The organism is Tractidigestivibacter montrealensis, from assembly GCF_024741235.1.
Taxonomy (GTDB): Bacteria; Actinomycetota; Coriobacteriia; order Coriobacteriales; family Atopobiaceae; genus Tractidigestivibacter; species Tractidigestivibacter montrealensis.
Genome location: NZ_JANSKA010000006.1, coordinates 59354 through 76622, shown reverse-complemented (window position 1 = coordinate 76622; position 17269 = coordinate 59354). Strand labels below are relative to the sequence as shown.

General features: G+C 61.8%; 16 protein-coding genes. 12 read left to right on the top strand and 4 right to left on the bottom strand.

Translation table 11 applies throughout. From position 1 onward, the window contains the following. Positions 1–1874 precede the first annotated feature (1874 nt). Positions 1875–3389: a vWA domain-containing protein gene (locus NVS32_RS09190; RefSeq protein ID WP_258499541.1), complete on the top strand. Its 1515-nt coding sequence runs from the start codon at positions 1875–1877 to the stop codon at positions 3387–3389. A gap of 601 nt (positions 3390–3990) precedes the next feature. Here the strand turns inward: NVS32_RS09190 and NVS32_RS09185 are convergent. Next, a complete protein-coding gene (locus tag NVS32_RS09185; RefSeq protein WP_258499540.1) occupies positions 3991–4308 on the bottom strand; it encodes an MGMT family protein in 318 nt (105 codons plus the stop codon). Positions 4309–4448: 140 nt separating this feature from the next. Between NVS32_RS09185 and NVS32_RS09180 the strand changes: the two genes are divergently transcribed. Together NVS32_RS09180 and NVS32_RS09175 are read left to right on the top strand one after the other, a co-directional pair. Further along, positions 4449–4586 carry a hypothetical protein gene (locus NVS32_RS09180; protein WP_258499539.1) on the top strand — a complete coding sequence of 46 codons (138 nt, stop codon included), beginning with the start codon at positions 4449–4451 and terminating at the stop codon, positions 4584–4586. Between the two features lie 608 nt (positions 4587–5194). Beyond that, entirely contained in the window at positions 5195–5512 is a 318-nt protein-coding gene (locus NVS32_RS09175) for a glutaredoxin family protein (protein WP_258499538.1), read from the top strand. 124 nt (positions 5513–5636) lie between these two features. On the opposite strand, the gene NVS32_RS09170 is transcribed toward NVS32_RS09175, so the two are convergent. Next, complete coding sequence (locus NVS32_RS09170) at positions 5637–5942, bottom strand: hypothetical protein (RefSeq protein WP_368407222.1); 306 nt, start codon at positions 5940–5942, stop codon at positions 5637–5639. A 161-nt stretch (positions 5943–6103) separates the two neighbouring features. Between NVS32_RS09170 and NVS32_RS09165 the strand changes: the two genes are divergently transcribed. The 7 genes from NVS32_RS09165 (at position 6104) to NVS32_RS09135 (ending at position 15064) form a co-directional block, all read left to right on the top strand. Then, entirely contained in the window at positions 6104–7402 is a 1299-nt protein-coding gene (locus tag NVS32_RS09165; RefSeq protein WP_258499537.1) for an aspartate aminotransferase type Ic, read from the top strand. A 313-nt stretch (positions 7403–7715) separates the two neighbouring features. Then, positions 7716–8648, top strand: a complete 933-nt coding sequence (locus NVS32_RS09160) for a tetratricopeptide repeat protein (protein WP_258499536.1) — start codon at positions 7716–7718, stop codon at positions 8646–8648. A gap of 15 nt (positions 8649–8663) precedes the next feature. Further along, a complete protein-coding gene (locus NVS32_RS09155; protein WP_258499535.1) occupies positions 8664–8984 on the top strand; it encodes an STAS domain-containing protein in 321 nt (106 codons plus the stop codon). 67 nt (positions 8985–9051) lie between these two features. Further along, on the top strand, positions 9052–9747 hold the full coding sequence (locus NVS32_RS09150) for a Sec-independent protein translocase subunit TatA/TatB (RefSeq protein WP_368407221.1): 696 nt from the start codon (positions 9052–9054) through the stop codon (positions 9745–9747). Positions 9748–9767: 20 nt separating this feature from the next. Further along, a complete protein-coding gene (gene tatC, locus NVS32_RS09145) occupies positions 9768–10556 on the top strand; it encodes a twin-arginine translocase subunit TatC (protein WP_258499534.1) in 789 nt (262 codons plus the stop codon). 44 nt (positions 10557–10600) lie between these two features. Continuing rightward, on the top strand, positions 10601–13141 hold the full coding sequence (locus NVS32_RS09140) for a DNA topoisomerase I (protein WP_258499533.1): 2541 nt from the start codon (positions 10601–10603) through the stop codon (positions 13139–13141). A 699-nt stretch (positions 13142–13840) separates the two neighbouring features. Beyond that, positions 13841–15064 carry an MFS transporter gene (locus NVS32_RS09135; RefSeq protein WP_258499609.1) on the top strand — a complete coding sequence of 408 codons (1224 nt, stop codon included), beginning with the start codon at positions 13841–13843 and terminating at the stop codon, positions 15062–15064. A 209-nt stretch (positions 15065–15273) separates the two neighbouring features. On the opposite strand, the gene NVS32_RS09130 is transcribed toward NVS32_RS09135, so the two are convergent. Both NVS32_RS09130 and NVS32_RS09125 read right to left on the bottom strand, forming a co-directional pair. Beyond that, positions 15274–15543, bottom strand: coding sequence for a hypothetical protein (locus NVS32_RS09130; RefSeq protein WP_258499532.1), 270 nt, complete (start codon positions 15541–15543; stop codon positions 15274–15276). An 88-nt stretch (positions 15544–15631) separates the two neighbouring features. After that, a complete protein-coding gene (locus NVS32_RS09125; protein ID WP_059053750.1) occupies positions 15632–15916 on the bottom strand; it encodes a type II toxin-antitoxin system RelB/DinJ family antitoxin in 285 nt (94 codons plus the stop codon). 604 nt (positions 15917–16520) lie between these two features. Between NVS32_RS09125 and NVS32_RS09120 the strand changes: the two genes are divergently transcribed. Together NVS32_RS09120 and NVS32_RS09115 are read left to right on the top strand one after the other, a co-directional pair. Beyond that, positions 16521–16832 (top strand): FeoA family protein, encoded by a 312-nt coding sequence (locus NVS32_RS09120; RefSeq protein WP_258499531.1) that lies wholly within the window; start codon positions 16521–16523, stop codon positions 16830–16832. Between the two features lie 109 nt (positions 16833–16941). Beyond that, a complete protein-coding gene (locus NVS32_RS09115; RefSeq protein WP_032111007.1) occupies positions 16942–17196 on the top strand; it encodes a FeoA family protein in 255 nt (84 codons plus the stop codon). Positions 17197–17269 lie beyond the last annotated feature (73 nt).

Here is a 17269-nt window from a genome sequence, read left to right as displayed (position 1 = left end):
CGCCCGCTTTCGACGGGAAACCCCGCCATGTCTGCCCCCTCGGTGTCGATTCGGCGCCGAGGGGTTCTTTTTTATACGTAGTACCTGCGAAAACATCCACTGCTGCACCAAGACGGCGGCAGGGGCATTCTCGTGCGAGAAGGTTGTCAGCCGAGGGTGGTGGTATATACCGAGGTCGGGAATCTTCTGTGGGGTTGATGCCGTGTTCCTCGTCTTGAATTGCCAGCAGTCGGCCGGAACGGGCGCGGATTACTGTTGGGTGCTCAATCGGAACGACTCGGAGGACCACTCATATCATCCCCTCTCGTTGAGGCGGGGATATGACGAGCCTTTGGCCCTTATCTTATCGAGGCGACAAGTTTGTTAAACGGCGGAGCGAGATCGCCCCACCGTTCAGGCGCGATGAGATGCCTTGGGCGAGGTTTGTCACCATCTGGCGGCGTCACAACCTCGCAAGGGCCGGGAATGTCGAGCGGGCGCTGCAAGCCTGTTCGATTGCCGCTTGGGCACCAATAGTCGCGAGGTGCTGCGCAAAACTGCCCTAACGCTGGGAAATTGGGACGCTCGTGCATAAAAACGCTCTATCGCGGGCGCTTCGAGGCACAAATATCAATGATGTAATTATAGTATCCAATATTACGAAACAATCGTATGGTTTATGCATAACTGTGCAATCAATGTTCAACATTTGATGCCAAGGCCTCGACAGTCCCCCGCGATAGGCCGGTTTTGTGCACGAGAACGGTAATTTCCCTTTGATAGAGCGTTTTTGTGCAGCGGGTGGAGGGGGACCCCACGCTGTAAAGCGCGCGTAGGCTGAGACTAGGGTTGCCCAGCCCCACCTTTCTCGTACTTAAAGCAGCTCCCGCCCCTCCGAACCCCATGAGGGGTCCTGCTGTAACAGCCAACTGCATCATTGCTAGATTCACGCTCTTCTCAACAGGATTTCCGCCACCTGTGCGAGCACAGTGGGCGTATAGCTCGCGTACTTTCAGCCCTTCTCGGTGTCGTCGACAACGGAGATGCCAAGGTGCCTACCCATTTCTGTCGGTAGCCTGTCCTCCGCAAGCAACCCGACATCTACCAGCAGTTTGTTTACGTTTCTTGCGCTTGTTGGAAGGGTTTCTGGCCAGGTTCTGGCTTTCTGAGCCGCTCGGATTGCCCTGGTGAGAGACACGGCCTTGCCCGTGGGTGTCCCCAGCAGAGCAGCCAGCTTACTCGGGGGGCCTTGTTCTTCTTGGCGCTGTTGAGAGGCTTAAGGAGGCTGTTCGGGACTTCACCGACATCTCTGAAATAGGATGTGATGCGGAGGGCTGCGTCAGGCATCGTTGCGTCCATTCTCGCTGGTATCGTACGCATGCGGCTGTGTTTGCGCTGGCCAACAGATGGGGTGCTTGAGATCATGAGCCAAGACGGATACCCCATCCAGCCAAAATGAGACAAGGAGACAGAGCCCCCTTGTCTCATCTCGCTGCTGGCTTGCACGATTACCAGCCCGTCTCTGCCTACCACTACAAGTCAAGATAGGTTAACTTATAATGCGAGAAACTCACTTAAAAAAACCTTGATACGGTGTTATGCTTGAAATTACCTAATGTGGTTTTGTGAACCTGTGCGGCCGTTCTTGCGGAAGAGGAAAGGAAGAGGAAACGATGTCGAGCCATGCAGTGACACTACATAAACGGAGGCCTGTGGCCATCGCGTTCATCGCCGCGCTTGTCCTTGGCCTCTTGGCAGTGCCGATGCCTGCCAGGGCAGAAACGAGCAATACCGGCTAAGGGACCAGCTGGACGATTCCCAAGTCTAAGGTTGCAACCTGGCTTGAGGAGGGAACGACCGCACAGGTCACGCTCCAGCTTCCAAGTGCCGAGGCCGTGCTCTCCTCCGATATCGTCTTTGTCGTGGACAACTCAAGCTGCAAGGACGATGCCATCAAGGACGCTACTGCGACGCTCGACCGGCTTGTTGCCGAGGCAGGTGGCGTCGACCAGGTGCGGGTAGGCGTTGTGTCATTCAAGGGCGACGGCCACGTGGAGAAGGAGCTCTCGACACTTACTGCCGGTAACGTCGACTCGTTCAAGAGCGCCATCACGGGTGGCTATACCGGTGACATGAAGTCCGGAACCAACATGCACGATGGGCTGCTCAAGGCCAAGGCCATGCTCGACGCCGACACCACCACGCCCGCGAACCGCAAGTACGTCATCATGGTCAGCGACGGCCTGACGCGCCTGTTCACCGGCGCAGACGGCAACGTGAAGGACATCTACTATCAGTACACCTATTCAGATCAGAGTTCCCAGCAGCCTGCGAGTGATTTCAATGCAAGGGATTTCGTCTACTTCGGCATGATCGACGAATGGCAGCAGGCACGCACGCCTGATTCTGCAACGTATGCCATGCCGTACGGCAACTGGAGCGACTACTACTCCCATCTGGTTGAGTGGGTAAAGACCGACGGCGACAAGTACGCGTTTGATTTCGCGACGTACGGCAACGACGCGACGTCCAAGGTGAAAGATACTAAGACGGGGACCATTACCGACCCGAACTTTGCTTACATCGAGCATGGAACCCAGGCAGATCACGCCATGGCACCCGACCGGGCGGTCTATGAGGCCTATAGCACCTGGCAGGCGCTGAAGGTCGAGGGCTACAACTGCTATGCGGTGCGCACCGGCAGTGATTCCGACTTCTCCGTCAAGTTCATGGATGCGCTGAACGGCGGCAGCGAGCTCGACTTCTCCCAAATCGCCGACAACATCCTGTACGCGTGCGGGACCGGCTCCACCATCACCGACGCCATGGGCAAGGGTGACACATATGACTTCGACTTCGTTCCGGGGTCGGCAGCGCTCAGCGTCGGTGACGAGCGGCTCGAGGCAACGGATGAGGGCGCAAACGCGTGGAGCTTCCACAGCAAGGGCGACACGAAGGCGCGCTTCACCTTGGTCTACGACCCGGACGCGGACGCCTATACGCTCACGGCACACGAGCCCATCTCGAACTTTGCTCCCGTGAAGCTGACCTACAACGTCACGCTTGCACAGGCCCCGACCGAGCCGGGCAGCCACGAGCTTGCGACCAACACCAAGGCGACGCTTTTCCCTGTTAACTCCAATGGCGTTGCGCTTACCCCAGAGGATTTCGACGTCCCGTCCCTGGCCTACGCTGTCGAGGAGCCCGAACCTCCTGCGCCGAATCCTGGCTCTGACGATGAGCCCAATCCCAAAACCAAGCCTGCTGTCAAGCGCCCGGCCACTCCCAGTGCCGAGAAAGTGCCTCAGACGGGTGATGCGATGTCGTCACTGGCCTTTGGTGCCGTAGCGCTTCTGGGCGTGGGCGCAGTTGCCATTGCTGTGGGAGTGAAGGTTTCAAAGAGGAGCTAACCTGCACAGTTACGAAGTGCGGACAGATTTTTCTCGACGAACCGTCGGTCGTGATGTAAAGCGGCCGGCGGTTCATTTTTCTCTTCGAGGGGTGAGGCTGACGCGCCATCCCAAGATGGCGGAACCGACCCCACAGATTCCAAATTGACGGTCGATGGCAGCTTTCCGAGGGCGTCCGAGTATCAAGCGGCTCATACCTTGATAAACCGCAGGTCGCGGATTTTCCAATTCAGAGATACCACATCAAGGATTCTTCCAGGCTGCCCCAACAGAGCTTCCGTGCGATGGTCTGGCAGGCCGACTGGTCGTTTTGCTGGTCAATCGTGTACGAGAGGCCCGACTCGTCCAGAGCGGGGACACCATGTGCCCTTGGCGGCGTGGAACATTACTGTGGGTATGCTACTTTCATATATTCGTGGTGCGCGGCGGGCATGTATCTGATAACCAGCATTTAACCGCGCTGACGAGACGCGGGGCGATGGGGTCATCGGCAGCTTCGAGGGCATGGGCGACACGCTGGCAACGTTTTCAGGCGCCCCGCTTCGGCGGGCTTCCAACGGCGTTTGGCTGCATCCGTCTCCTCGGCGGGAGGCGGATGCCCCTATGCCTCCCACTCAAACCGACGCATGTCCACCTTTCCGCTGGCGAGAAATCCAACGCCTTCTGCCTCGAGCATCCTTCGCTGCTCTTCAGGTCCACCAAAGGCAAACCCTGGGGCAAGGCTCCCGTCTGCAAAGACGACCCTATGGCAGGGCACCCCGCCAGACAGGCCCGGACTTGAGTGCATGGCAAATCCCACGTAGCGAGCCTTCCGCGGCTCGCCCATCATGCGGGCGACCTGCCCGTAGGTGGCAACCCTTCCGGGTGGAATCAGTCGTACGACACCGTAAGCACGCTGGAAGAACCCTTCGTTGTCCATGGGACCCCCTTCGTCTTGGAGTGGCTTCCTGCCTCATTCTTCGCGAAACCTCGTACCGCAAGAAATACGATATCGTCCTTCAGTAGCTTGGCCAATTGGCCTGGAGACGATGCGGCCGCCTAGATGTGAAGGAGAAACCCATGCTCATACCCACGCTCGGCGGAGACCAAGACAAGGGCATCGGCATGTGGACTGCTATTGCGGTTTTGGTGGCCGTAGCTATCCTCTCCATCGTGTCGCTCTTTGCCGACTCGTCAATCCTCGGCTACCTCTTCTAGAGTGCAGCTCCGACTGAGGCTTCGGCACCCTTTGCGGCCACCTGAATTCACGAATTGACGGTTGGTGGCAGTTTGTGGCAAATCCTTGATGTGAGTGCGCCGATGTCGCAAATCCCTGATCTGCGGTTTATCAGGACTGCAATCATCTGATACTCGGGCCGCCCCCGAAAAACTGCCACCAACCGTAAAAACTTGCCGCCCGGCGCCCCCGTGCCCGGCTGCCCATGTCTGACAGGGAGCCCCCGGCGGCACCCTGACGCCCCCCGGACGCCGTCGAATGGCACGCTTTTGCGGTTGGTGGCAGTTTTTGGCGGTACCCCCGAGTAGCAATCTCTTTGGGATTCGAGAAATCGCAGGTAGACGATTTGTGACTAGCTCGATTTCACATAAAGGATTTGTCGCAAACTGCCACCAACCGTCAATTTGCGTTGGGAGGCTCGCATCAAGAGCCCACCCTGCCTACTCAGGGCCCGCATGAGGCCAATCACCGCCGATGTGCCCCGCCCATGTGGAGATTTGTAACTTGTCAAATACCATTTCTGCGGCGGCCCAAATCGGGGTATACGCCGGTCAGTGTCGTAATTGGAACCCTCTCCGAAAGGAACAACATGGCTGAGAAGGACCTTCAACTCTACATCAAGAACGGTTGCCCCTACTGCCACAAGGTGCTTACCTTCATGGACGCCAACGGCATTGAGCTGCCGCTCCACAACATTGACGAGTCCGACGCGGACCGCGAGCGCCTGGTTGAGGTTGGCGGCAAGCGTCAGGTGCCGTGCCTCTTTATTGACGGCAAGGCCATGTACGAGTCGGATGACATCATCGCCTACCTGGGCAAGGAGTTCTCGGCGGCGGCAGCTGGCGAGAAGGACGACGCCCCCTCCGCGGGTGCCTCGTGCACCATTGGCGGTGGCTGCTCGTTCTAGCACCGCGGCGAACTTAGCTGTAGCGTTGTCGCCGGAGCACGGTTTTTGTTGCAGATTGCATCAAACGCGGCCTTCCGGCGACCGCATGCCATTAGGAATGAGACAAAGGGACTGTCCCTTTGTCTCATTCAACGGTGCCGTAGACGTTGCCCCAGCCGTGGGCGGTCACGATGCTGTTGAGCTGGTCGCACAGCCTCCCGCGCTTGTACTTGCCAGCGGGGAGGAGGTCGACGACCTCCATGAGGTCATCGCACAGGTCGTCGATCTCGGCGCGCGTGAGCACGTCGATCTTGGAGACCGCACCGGACATGTTGTGGTAGTAGAGCTCGTTCACCAGCTGCTGCAGCTCGCCGTACTCCGGTGCGCGCAGCCCCCCGTGCGTGACGCTACGGGCGGTGCGATGCTCGTGTGTGTCTGTGTTTCTCATCATGAAACCCATGGTACCAGCTGCATCACGCCTACAGGGCGTCGCGCTATACTTCTTTCTCGCCGCTGTGCGCCAACTGCCGCGCCTCGGCAGCCCGGGACGCGTTCCGGGCGCACCGCAACCGCATCCGTATCCGTCCATGCAGCCGTCACGAGGAGGGGCCCATGCCCACCGCATATGAGCTCATGTCAGATCAGGAACTCGAACAGGAGATTACGCGCCTCGAGGCCGAGGCCGAGCACCTTCGCTCGCTGGGCCTCAAGCTGGACATGGCGCGAGGCAAGCCCAGCCCCGAGCAGACCGCGCTCTCTCACCCCATGCTTGACGTTCTCAGCTCTTCCACCGAGATGGACGACCAGGGCGTGGCCGTTGACAACTACGGTGCCCCCGACGGCCTACCCTCCGCGCGCGCCCTCGCCGCGCAGATTCTGGGCGTCGACCCCAAGAACGTGATCGTGAACGGCTCTTCGAGCCTCAACCTCATGCACGACCTGGTCTGCAACGCCTACACCCACGGCATTGGCGGCAACAAGCCCTGGAGCCAGCAGGGCAAGGTCAAGTTCCTCTGCCCCGCCCCCGGCTACGATCGCCACTTCAAGGTCACGGCCCACTATGGCATTGAGAACATCCCCGTCCCCATGCTCGAGGATGGCCCCGACATGGCCGTGGTGAAGCGCCTGGTCGAGAATGACCCCGCGGTCAAGGGCATCTGGTGCGTCCCCAAGTACGCCAACCCCACGGGCGTCACGTACTCCGACGACGTGGTTCGCAAGTTTGCCGCGCTCACGCCCGCCGCGCCCGACTTCCGCATCTTCTGGGATAACGCCTACGTGGTCCACACCTTCGAGGGCGAGGGCGACCACCTGCTCAACATCTTCGATGCCCTGGCCGAGGCCGGCAAGTCCGACTTGGTCTACGAGTTTGGCTCCACGGCAAAGGTGACGTTCCCCAGCTCGGGCATTGCGTTTGTCACTGCCAGCTCCGCCGACATGGCCGAGATCCGCGCGGCCTTCTCGGTGATGCGCGTCTCGCCCGAGAAGGTCTCGCAACTCGCGCACGTGCGCTTCCTCAAGGACCTCGACGGCATCAAGGCCCACATGGAGAAGCACGCCCAGATCGTGCGCCCGCGCTTCGAGCTGGTGCAGGAGAAGCTCCACGCCGGCCTCGACGGTCTCGACTGTGCCACCTGGAGCAACCCCCACGGCGGCTACTTCGTCTCGTTCGACGGCCCCAAGGGCTCCGCGAAGGCCATCGTTGGCCTGGCAGCCGAGCTGGGCGTGAAGCTGACGCCTGCCGGCGCCACCTGGCCCTACGGCCGCGACCCGGAGGACACCAACATCCGCATCGCGCCCACGTACCCCTCGCTCGAGGACCTTGGCGCGGCGCTCGACGTCTTTGTGGTTGCCGTGAAGCTCGTCTCGGCGCGCCTTGCCAAGGCCGAGCGCGACGGCCAGCAGGGCTAGGGCGGCCAGCTCCTCTCGCCGCTGGCGGGCGAGAAGAGCGGACATATACAATGCTTGTATGGCAACGGCCTCCAGAATGTATTTTTCGTTCGGGAGGCCGATGCCTAGCATGGGACTAGCGCTTGGCCTGCGCCAACGGACTCGCAGAGTTCTGTAGAATCGGGAAGCGCGCACATCGCCCGCGAGGGCGGGCCGGATGTGGCATACATTAAAGGGTCACAAACGGTGGCGCCGCCAGTGGCGCCAGTGCACGTGACACGGCCCAATTCCTGGGCTGGCCAGACGCATATGGACACGGAGGGATCGTTCGGGCATGTCGAAGAAGCCAAGCAAAAAGGCGGCCAAGAAGGGCACCGCAACGGGTGCGTCCTCGGCAAGGGGCAAGGGCTCCGCGACCAAGAATGGCCAGTCTACACCTGCGAGCAGCCTCTCCACGCCCGCCAAGGTCGTCATCATCATCTTTGCCGTCCTCATGGTTGTCTCGCTCATGATGCCCACGCTCTCCACGGCCTTCTCTAACAACCAGCAGGCCGAGCAGCAAAGCTCCCAGGACTCGAGCGCTGACTCCAGCTCGGACAGCAGCTCGGACTCGTCGGACGAGAGCTCCGCGGACTCCAGCTCCGCTACCGGTGTGGCTGCTGTGGACGCCAAGTACCAGGACACCGTCGCGGAGCTTGAGTCCAAGCTCTCCTCTGACAACACCAACCTTGCGACCCTGCTCAACCTGGGCCGCAACTACATGCGCTGGGGCGCCTCGGTCATCTCGGTGTCCTCCTCGGACGACGACACCACCCACGGCAACGAGCTCCTCGAGAAGGCCATTGGCTACTACCAGCAGTACCTCGACCTCAAGGACTCCGACGCCGTTCGCGTGGACATCGCGCTCTGCAAGCTCTACGAGGGCAACACGAGCGAGGCGCAGTCCGACCTCGAGACGCTCACGCAGAACTCGCCCACCTATGCTCCCGCCTGGGCAAATCTGGGCATGGTCCAGGAGTACTCCGGCGACAAGGACGCCGCCAAGGCCTCCTACCAGTCCGCCATCGACAACGACCCCAACGACGAGTATGGCGCGAAGTCCTACGCCACCCAGCGCCTTGCCGCGCTCGAGTCCTCGTCGAGCGCCACGTCATCAACCTCGACCAACTCGAACAATAGCTCGTCCACCACGTCACCAACCTCGGGCGAGACCGGGGCGAAGGGTCTCACGGACACACTGAACAACCTCTCTGGTACCGGACTCTAAGGAAGAGGGACCTCCATGAGCATCAACATCTCAACCACACCCACCGAGGGAGGCTGCCGCGTGGCGGTCTCCGGCGAGGTCGACGTCTCCAACGCCTCTGCTCTGCGAGACGTCCTTGACGAGCAACTCTCCTCGGGCGAGGGTTCGCTTGCAATCGACCTGGCAGAGGTGCCCTACATTGACTCGACGGGCATAGGCGTCCTGGTTGGCGCGGCGCACCGAGCAAAGGAGACGGGCCGCACCCTCTCGGTGGAGCGCCCGCAGAGAAACGTGGCGCGCGTCCTCTCGCTGCTTGGCGTGGGCGCCGACCTCAACGTTACCGGGGCGCAGCAGTAGCGCTTCCAGAAAGCCCGCGCGCTGCGGGTACCTGTAGGAATTCGATCCACGCTGGAGGAAACCGACCGTGTTTGGCATTGGAGAGTCAGAGCTCGCTCTCATCCTGCTCTTCGCGTTCCTCATCTTTGGGCCTGACAAGCTCCCCGGGATGGGCCGCACCATTGGCCGCGCGCTGCGGCAGTTCAGAAACGCCCAGGAGGGCTTTACGCAGGTGGTTCAGACCGAGATCGTGGATCCCGCGACCGAGGCAATGAGCGATGCGCCCAAGAAGCCCAACCGCAAGCGCAGCGAGGAGGACGCAGACATTGAGGGCTCCGGTTCCCCCAAGTCCACGCCCAAGACCGAGACGTTCGCCGAGCGCAAGAAGCGCCTCGAGGCAGAGCGCGCCGCCGCCGAGAAGGCCAAGGCAGACGCCGCAGCCGCCGAGAAGGCATCTGAGGAGGACGCTTCGGGTGCCAACGCCGACAGCGACGCCGACGCTGCGCCCGCAGCCGAGGCACCCGCCGAGGCCAAGACGGCAAGCGCTCCCGCACCGGAGGCGTCAAAGCCTGCGGACGAGAAGCCCAAGCCCGCGACTGCCGCCGACCTCTACGCGATGAGCCCCAAGCGCCGTCGCGAGCAGGCCGCCGAGGCCGAGAAGGCCGACGCGTCCGCGCCCGAGACCGACGCACCCGCGGCCGACGCCGCCGACAGCGACGCCCCTGCGCCTAGCGACACCGTTACCGCTACAGACGGAGAGGAGGGCGGCGAGCAGCAGGCCTAGCGCCCCGCTCCCATACCACCATGCCTATCGGACCAGCACGCATGCCCATCATGGACCACCTCGGCGAGCTTCGTCGCAGGCTCACCATCATCGTGGTCTCGCTCCTCACGGTGGCGGTCATCGTCTACTTTGCCACCCCCACCCTCATCGACCTCATGATCGACCAGATCAAGGAGGCCATGCGCGGCGGCGACCTCTACGTCCTCACCGCGCTGGGCGGCTTCACCATCCGCTTCAAGGTCGCCATGTTCTTCTCGATGATCATCTGCACTCCCATCATCATCTGGGAGATCATGGCCTTCATTCTGCCGGCGCTCAAGCCCAAGGAGCGCAAGTGGGTCGTTCCCACGGTGGCGGCCCTTGTCGCCCTGTTCTTCATCGGCATGATCTTCTGCTACTACGTGATTCAGCCTGCAGCGTTTGGCTGGCTGCTCGACCAGTCCTTCGAGTTCGCGCAGAACATGGCCGACGCCGAGGACTACCTCAATATCTACATGCTGCTTGAGATTGGCTTTGGCATTGCCTTCGAGCTGCCGCTAGTGATTTTCTACCTCTCGATCCTGCACATCGTGCCGTACAAGACCTTCCGCTCGCAGTGGCGCTACATCTACGTTGGTCTCATGGTCCTTTCGGCCGTCGTCACGCCAGATGCCTCGCCCGTGACCATGCTCCTCATGTTTGCCGCGCTTATCGCCCTGTACGAGATCGCCCTGGCAATTGCCCGCTACGTCATCGTGGCGCGCGACGGCAAGCAGGCCCTCAAGTGGTCCCGCGAGGACTACGAGAACGCAGAGCTCGACAAGCTTTAAACTAGGGGGACTCTGCCGTCACGAAGCAAGCGAGGTAATGTTCTTTGATCCTTGTCGTCACCGAGAAGAACGATGCCGCCCAGCAGATCGCCAGGCTCCTCTCTGAGTCCGGCAAGCCCAAGGCGGACAAGGTCTACAACACGCCCATCTACCGCTTTAGGAAGGGCGGGGAGGACTGGGTGACCATAGGCCTGCGCGGCCACATCATGCAGCCGGACTTCCCTCCCAAGCTCAAGTTTGACCCGCAGGAGGGCTGGTACGGCCTCACCGCCGAGGGCGAGCACCTGCCGGCAGACGTGCCCGATGGCCTTGCTCGTCCGCCCTTTGCCACCAAGCGCAAGCCCTTCCTGGCCGACGGCGTGGACATCAAGGGTTGGAAGATTCCGAGCCTGCCGTATCTGGTGTGGGCGCCCATCGAGAAGCTCCCTGCCGAGAAGGAGATTATCCGCTCGCTCAAGAACCTCGCCAAGAAGGCAGACTCGGTCATCATTGGTACGGACTTCGACCGCGAGGGCGAGCTCATTGGCTCGGACGCACTCAAGCAGATTCTCTCGGTGGCGCCAGACGTGAAGGTTTCTCGTGCGCGCTACTCTGCCTTCACCAAGGCCGAGATAGACCACGCGTTCGACAACCTGGTGGCGCTTGACCAGGACCTTGCCGACGCGGGCGAGAGCCGCCAGCACATTGACCTCATCTGGGGTGCCGTGCTCACGCGTTACCTCACCTGCGTGCGCTTTGGCGGTCTGGGCAACACGCGCTCGGCCGGCCGTGTGCAGACGCCCACGCTTGCCCTTGTGGTTGAGCGCGAGCGCGAGCGTATGGCCTTTGTGCCCGAGGACTACTGGGTCCTCTCGGGCGAGGCCACGCACGCGGACTCCGACCCGTTCCGCATCACGCACGCAACCGCGCGCTTCACGGACCATGACGCAGCCGAGAAGGCCTATGGCCACGTCCGCGACGCGAAGACCGCCACGGTGCGCGCAGTCACGCGCAAGACGCGCCGCGTGAACCCGCCGGTGCCCTTCAACACCACGTCCATGCAGGCAGCCGCGGCGGCCGAGGGCATCTCGCCCGCGCGTGCCATGCGCCTGGCCGAGTCACTCTACATGGACGGCCTCATCTCGTATCCGCGCGTGGACAACACCGTCTACCCGTCGTCGCTCGACCTGCGCGAGTGCGTGCGCACGCTCTCCTCGGTCCCGCAGTTTGCGCCCACGTGCAAGGCGCTTCTCGGCCAGGGCACGCTCCATGCCACACGCGGCAAGCAGGAGACAACCGACCACCCGCCCATCTATCCCACCGGCGCCGTCAACCCGGACAACCTGCAGCCCGCGGAGTGGAAGCTCTACAACCTCATCGCGCGACGCTTCCTGGCTACGCTCATGGGGCCGGCAACGATTGCCGGGACCAAGGTCGAGCTGGACGTTGCCGGCGAGCCCTTCGTTGCCACGGGAAACGTCCTGTCCGTGCCGGGCTTTCGCGCCATCTACCCCTACGGGCTCAAGAAGGATGACCAGCTGCCCGAGCTAAACGAGGGTGATACCTGCGACGTCACCTCCATGTCGCTTGACGCCAAGCAGACGGAGCCTCCCGCGCGCTACAGCCAGGGCAAGCTCATCCAGGAGATGGAGAAGCGCGGGCTGGGCACCAAGTCCACGCGCGCCTCGATCATCCAGCGCCTTTACGACGTAAAGTACCTCAAGAACGATCCGGCCGAGCCCAGCAAGCTGGGCATGGCAATTATCGACGCGCTCACCAACTACGCGCCGCGCATCACCACGCCCGAGATGACCGCCGAGCTCGAGGGCGACATGACCAAGGTCGCCGAGGGTGCAGACACTCAGGCGCAGGTCGTCGACCACTCTCGTGCGCTTCTCGCCGGCATGATGGACGGGCTCATCGACCACAAGGACGACCTCTCCGAGGCCATCGCCGACGCCGTGACCGCCGATGCCAAGATTGGCGTGTGCCCCAAGTGTGGCCGCGACCTGGTGGTGAAGACGTCCGCCAAGACGCGCGGGAGCTTTGCGGGCTGCATGGGCTGGCCGGACTGCGACGTGACGTACCCGCTGCCCAAGGGGCGCATCGAGCCCATCGAGGGCGAGGCGGGCGTGTGCCCGGAGTGTGGCGCACCGCGCGTGAAGGTGCACCCGTTCCGCAACCGTCCGTACGAGACGTGCATCAACCCGGCGTGCCCCACCAACCGCGAGCCTGACATTGTGGTGGGGGAGTGCGCCGCCTGCAAGGCGGCCGGCCGTCACGGCGACCTGGTGGCGCACAAGTCCGAGAAGAGCGGGAAGCGCTTCATCCGCTGCACCAACTACGACGAATGCGGCACGAGCTACCCTCTGCCGCAGCGTGGCGAGCTGCACGCCACGGGCGAGACCTGCCCGGAGTGCGGCGCGCCAATCGTCGAGGTGGTGACACAGCGCGGGCCATGGCGCATCTGCGTGAACATGGACTGCCCGAGCAGGGAGAAGAAGGCCGCCGCCAGCACGCGCGGGGCGCGCGGGGCGCGTAAGGGCTCGGCGTCAGGGCGTGGCGGCTCAGCGGGGCGCAGCTCGTCTCGACGCAAGAAGGCGTAGCGGAGCGCCGGGTCGCTAACGGCCCTCGCCTCGTTGGCGCCGCAGCAAAGGTTTTGTACGCGCTGGCTGCCAAAATGCGCACTCCGGCGCCGGACGGCTGTCCTTCTCGCCGCGCGCCACAACGCTCGCCGACGCAAAGCAACCTTTCGCCGAAATATTACCTTTGTATTACGTCCCACGGAATAGTAGCGCTACGTGAACTTCTCCGGCGCATAGTCTCACACACGCCACGCAGAAGCGGGCGCTACGAAGAGGGAGACCAAGATGTTCCAGGCCAACACGCACGATCTCATCGAGATTGCCAGCATTATCTAGGCGCGGGTGGCCACATACGGCCGTCCGCACCTGCGGACGGCTGCGGACCTTTGGGCCCGGGGCTGTTGGGGAGAGACGGCGCCGGGCCCTCTTCGTATGCCGGCTGTCCTCCGCGGAAATCCGGACCGAGCGGAACATCGCAAGCGAGAGGAGCACGGCAGACTAACAAGCATGCAATGACGTTGTGAGAACGATTCCGCATCGTAGGGAGAGACGGGTTCGCCGCGTGAAGGCGAAAAGTTCTCGCCCACACCAGAACCCAGACCACAAGGAGAGAAGCAATGTCTTCGCAACCTACATCGCTAACCGCCCCGGCAGTAGCCGAGGCTCCCAAGAGAGACTCCGTCCTCGAGGTGATGGCCGCCTCCATGGGGGGGCACCGCAATCGAGTTCTACGATAACTACTGCTATTCGATTGCCGCCGCCAGCTACTTTGGCCTCGTCTTCTTCACCGACGTCGCAAAGCAGAACCCGTTCCTCGCGACGCTATTCTCGTTTGTCACCTTTGCCGTGTCGTTTCTTGCACGCCCGTTTGGGTCGCTACTCTTTGGGCACTTTGGCGACAAGCTCGGCCGCAAGAAGACGCTGGTAGTTGCACTCATGATGATGGGCATTTCCACCTTTGTGGTTGGCGTGCTACCCGGCTATGACGTCCTTGGGCCGATGGCCGTAGTGCTCCTGTGCGTCTGCCGTGCATGCCAGGGCCTGGGCCTTGCGGGCGAGTGGTCGGGCGCGGCGCTTGTCGCCACCGAGAACGCGCCGGCCAACAAGCGCGCGCTGTGGGGTTCCTTCCCCAACCTGGGCGCCCCTCTCGGCTTCTTCTTTGCCTACGGCGTTAACCTGCTGCTTGAGAGCAACTTCTCGCAGGACACCATGGTCGCCTGGGGTTGGCGCATCCCGTTCCTGCTCTCCGCGGTCCTCGTGGTTGTTGGTCTTGTCGTCCGTGAGCGCATGAGCGAGACCCCCGTCTTCCAGAAGGCTGTCAAGGAGGACCGCGTGGTGAAGAGCCCGCTTCACGAGCTCACCAAGTACTGGAAGCAGGTCGTTCTTGGCACCTGCGCCATGGGCATCACGTACACCCTGTTCTACCTGCTGGGCACCTGGTCCCTCTCCTACGGCGTAAAGACGCTCGGCTTTGCCCAGACCCAGTACCTGCAGCTCGAGCTTGCCGCCGTTCCGTTCTTTGCCGTGTTCATCGTTGTTGGCTGCGTCGAGGCCGACAAGGTTGGCCGCAGGCCCGTCCTTCTCGTCACCACGCTGCTCACCGTTGTGTTTAGCCTTCTTGCGCCGCAGCTGCTTGCGACGCAGAACGCCGCCAGCGTGTTTGCCTTCCTCGCCGTTGGCTTTTGCCTGATGGGCGGCCTGTTTGGGCCGTGCGGCGCTTACCTGCCTGAGCTTTTCCCTGCAAACGTGCGCTACTCTGGCTCCGGCCTGGCGTACAACCTCTCGTCGATCCTGGGCGGCGCGTTTGCGCCCACCATCGCCACGGCATTGGTGCTTGCGTTTGGCATCCAGGGCGTGGGTTGGTACCTCCTCGCGATGTCTGGGGTTGCGCTTGTCGCGCTGCTGCTCATCCAGGAGAGCAAGGACATGGAGTTCGATGCGTAGCTTCTGACGCACTCCTGTGATTGCGACGACCCGCCGTTGGGCAATTAGCCCAGTGGCGGGTCGTTATTTTGTGCCGAGAAACGCCAACGCCCCGCTGGCCGCGGCCCTTCTCGGCAATGGCGCTGCTCTCTCAAATAGCCTGAAAAAATTCGATCGTCCGGGGTCCCTAACCGATTGGAATATGTATCTCCGGGGGGGTCGCAGACTGCCTATAGTCCATGTCCATCTGCCGCGTTGAGTGCTGCCTGCAGCGCCACACGGTCCCGCTTCGTGAGCGTTCCCAGGGGAGTATCGCGAAGCACGTCGGCGTGTGAAACCTGGAAGAGCGGCACAACCTGGGCACGCGACGGGCGCAACAGGCCCTCGACCTGCCAGTCGGCGAGCTCGCAGTACAAGTAGTGCTCCTGAGGAACCGCGGTTGTGACCTTTGCAGCCACGACGGCAGAGACGCGCTCGTCGATAATGACGATTGGGCGCACCTTTCCTACGTCTGGATGGTCAGCGAAACGCACGTAAGCAAGCCAGATTTCCCAGGGGCGCGGATCTAGTCTGCTCGTCCTTATGGCACTATCCGACGAGCCTGTCATAGATGCCGTCCTCCTCATTGTCCATATCATCGGGTAGGACGCTGGAGCCGTAGGCCGGATCGGCCGGCAATACCGTGGAGGCCTTGTAGACGGGCCTGGGCTCGGGACGCATGTCGAAGGGGAGTCCACCCACCTCAATCGATTTAATCAGGAATGTATTAACGGCGTCCGAGAGGCTCATTCCCCAGCGGGCGTAGACCTCTGATGCCTCCGACTTGATCTGAGGCTCAACGTACGACTTAACTTCTGCCGTCCTTGAAGCCATGGAATCCTCCAATGCTGGACCTAGTTTAGGACTAGTTTATACCCTGTCGTGCGGACGTCTATATTAACCGCCTATGGCAATAGATGATGTTCAGGGGATATAGATGGAAGGCAGAGCTCTGCAGTCCTTCTCGGCAATGGCGCGGGCAAGATGAGCTGCCACCTTTCTCGGCAATGCCGCGTGATTTCGTCGATTAGGAAATTTCCGAACGTTTAAGGCGGTCTAACCGTTCGGAATGCGCGGCATGTCCGCCAATGCCGCGCAATCTCGCCATTTAAGGCGGTCTAACCGTTCGGAATGCGCGGCATCTGTGCGGAGAGCCACCGAGAGGCGTTTAGGTATCGTCATTCTCGCTGGAATATGCGTTGCCTCTCGCACATTCCCGTCCGAATGGGCTAGAAACACACACATTACAGACCTCCTACCTGCACTTTCGTAGCAATAGTTAAGAATAGTTGACTTTTCGGGCAATTTGCAGCAAGTTAGCTATATACTACTTGCGAGTTAGCTATGGACAACTCGCGCGGCCAGCCGGGAAGGTGATGCCCAACCGGGGCGGCTACGGCCAGCCGAGAAAGCCGTAGAGAGCTGAGAAGGGAGTCGCATGTCGACCATGGAGGCTGATGCCGTAATGACAGGCAGCAACCCCGCCAGTCGGGCGGGCGCGCGTGTGGAGGCAACGACCATCGGGAGGAGTGCCCAGCTTCCCCTGGCAATGGTGAGCGAGGGCGAGACGATCCGCGTCCTCAAGGTGCGCGGCACCGCCACGCTGCGCCAGCACCTCTCGGAGATGGGCTTTGTCGAGGGTGCCAAGGTCAAGGTCGTCTCGCGCGTGAACGGCGACGTGGTGGTAAGCGTCAAGGGCTCCACCTTTGGCATCGGCCGCGACATGGCCATGCGCATCGTCACGTACTAGCGCCACGCCGGCCCGCCGGCACCGCCGGCCAGCAATCGCAATCGTTTATCAATCGCCGCAGGCAGCGTGTAACTGCATGCGTGGCCCGTGGCATGAAGAAGGGGAGAGCATGGCAAGTCTTAAGGACGTGCGCGTGGGGGAGACCTGCACGGTCTCGAAGCTCAGCGGCACGGGCGCCATTAAGCGTCGAATCATGGACATGGGCATCACCAAGGGCACGCACGTATACGTGCGTAAAGTTGCACCCCTGGGCGACCCCATCGAGGTTACCGTGCGCGGCTACGAGCTGTCGCTGCGCAAGGACGAGGCCTCCAGCGTCGAGGTCACAGACGTGGAGAAGGCAGCTGCCCAGGGCGTCGCGTAGCCAAGTGGCGCTGGGAGTACCGGGGGGGCGTGGGCCCCATGTTTTGGCACATTAAGTTAACCAACTCTAACAA

Bases quoted from the DNA above. Each gene is read 5' to 3' on its own strand.
- NVS32_RS09155 (WP_258499535.1), top strand. From the start codon at position 8,664: ATGAGCATCAACATCTCAACCACACCCACCGAGGGAGGCTGCCGCGTG.
- NVS32_RS09120 (WP_258499531.1), top strand. From the start codon at position 16,521: ATGTCGACCATGGAGGCTGATGCCGTAATGACAGGCAGCAACCCCGCC.
- NVS32_RS09115 (WP_032111007.1), top strand. From the start codon at position 16,942: ATGGCAAGTCTTAAGGACGTGCGCGTGGGGGAGACCTGCACGGTCTCG.
- NVS32_RS09170 (WP_368407222.1), bottom strand. From the start codon at position 5,942: ATGATGAGAAACACAGACACACACGAGCATCGCACCGCCCGTAGCGTC.
- NVS32_RS09160 (WP_258499536.1), top strand. From the start codon at position 7,716: ATGTCGAAGAAGCCAAGCAAAAAGGCGGCCAAGAAGGGCACCGCAACG.
- tatC (WP_258499534.1), top strand. From the start codon at position 9,768: ATGCCTATCGGACCAGCACGCATGCCCATCATGGACCACCTCGGCGAG.
- NVS32_RS09180 (WP_258499539.1), top strand. From the start codon at position 4,449: ATGCTCATACCCACGCTCGGCGGAGACCAAGACAAGGGCATCGGCATG.
- NVS32_RS09125 (WP_059053750.1), bottom strand. From the start codon at position 15,916: ATGGCTTCAAGGACGGCAGAAGTTAAGTCGTACGTTGAGCCTCAGATC.
- NVS32_RS09175 (WP_258499538.1), top strand. From the start codon at position 5,195: ATGGCTGAGAAGGACCTTCAACTCTACATCAAGAACGGTTGCCCCTAC.
- NVS32_RS09165 (WP_258499537.1), top strand. From the start codon at position 6,104: ATGCCCACCGCATATGAGCTCATGTCAGATCAGGAACTCGAACAGGAG.
- NVS32_RS09185 (WP_258499540.1), bottom strand. From the start codon at position 4,308: ATGGACAACGAAGGGTTCTTCCAGCGTGCTTACGGTGTCGTACGACTG.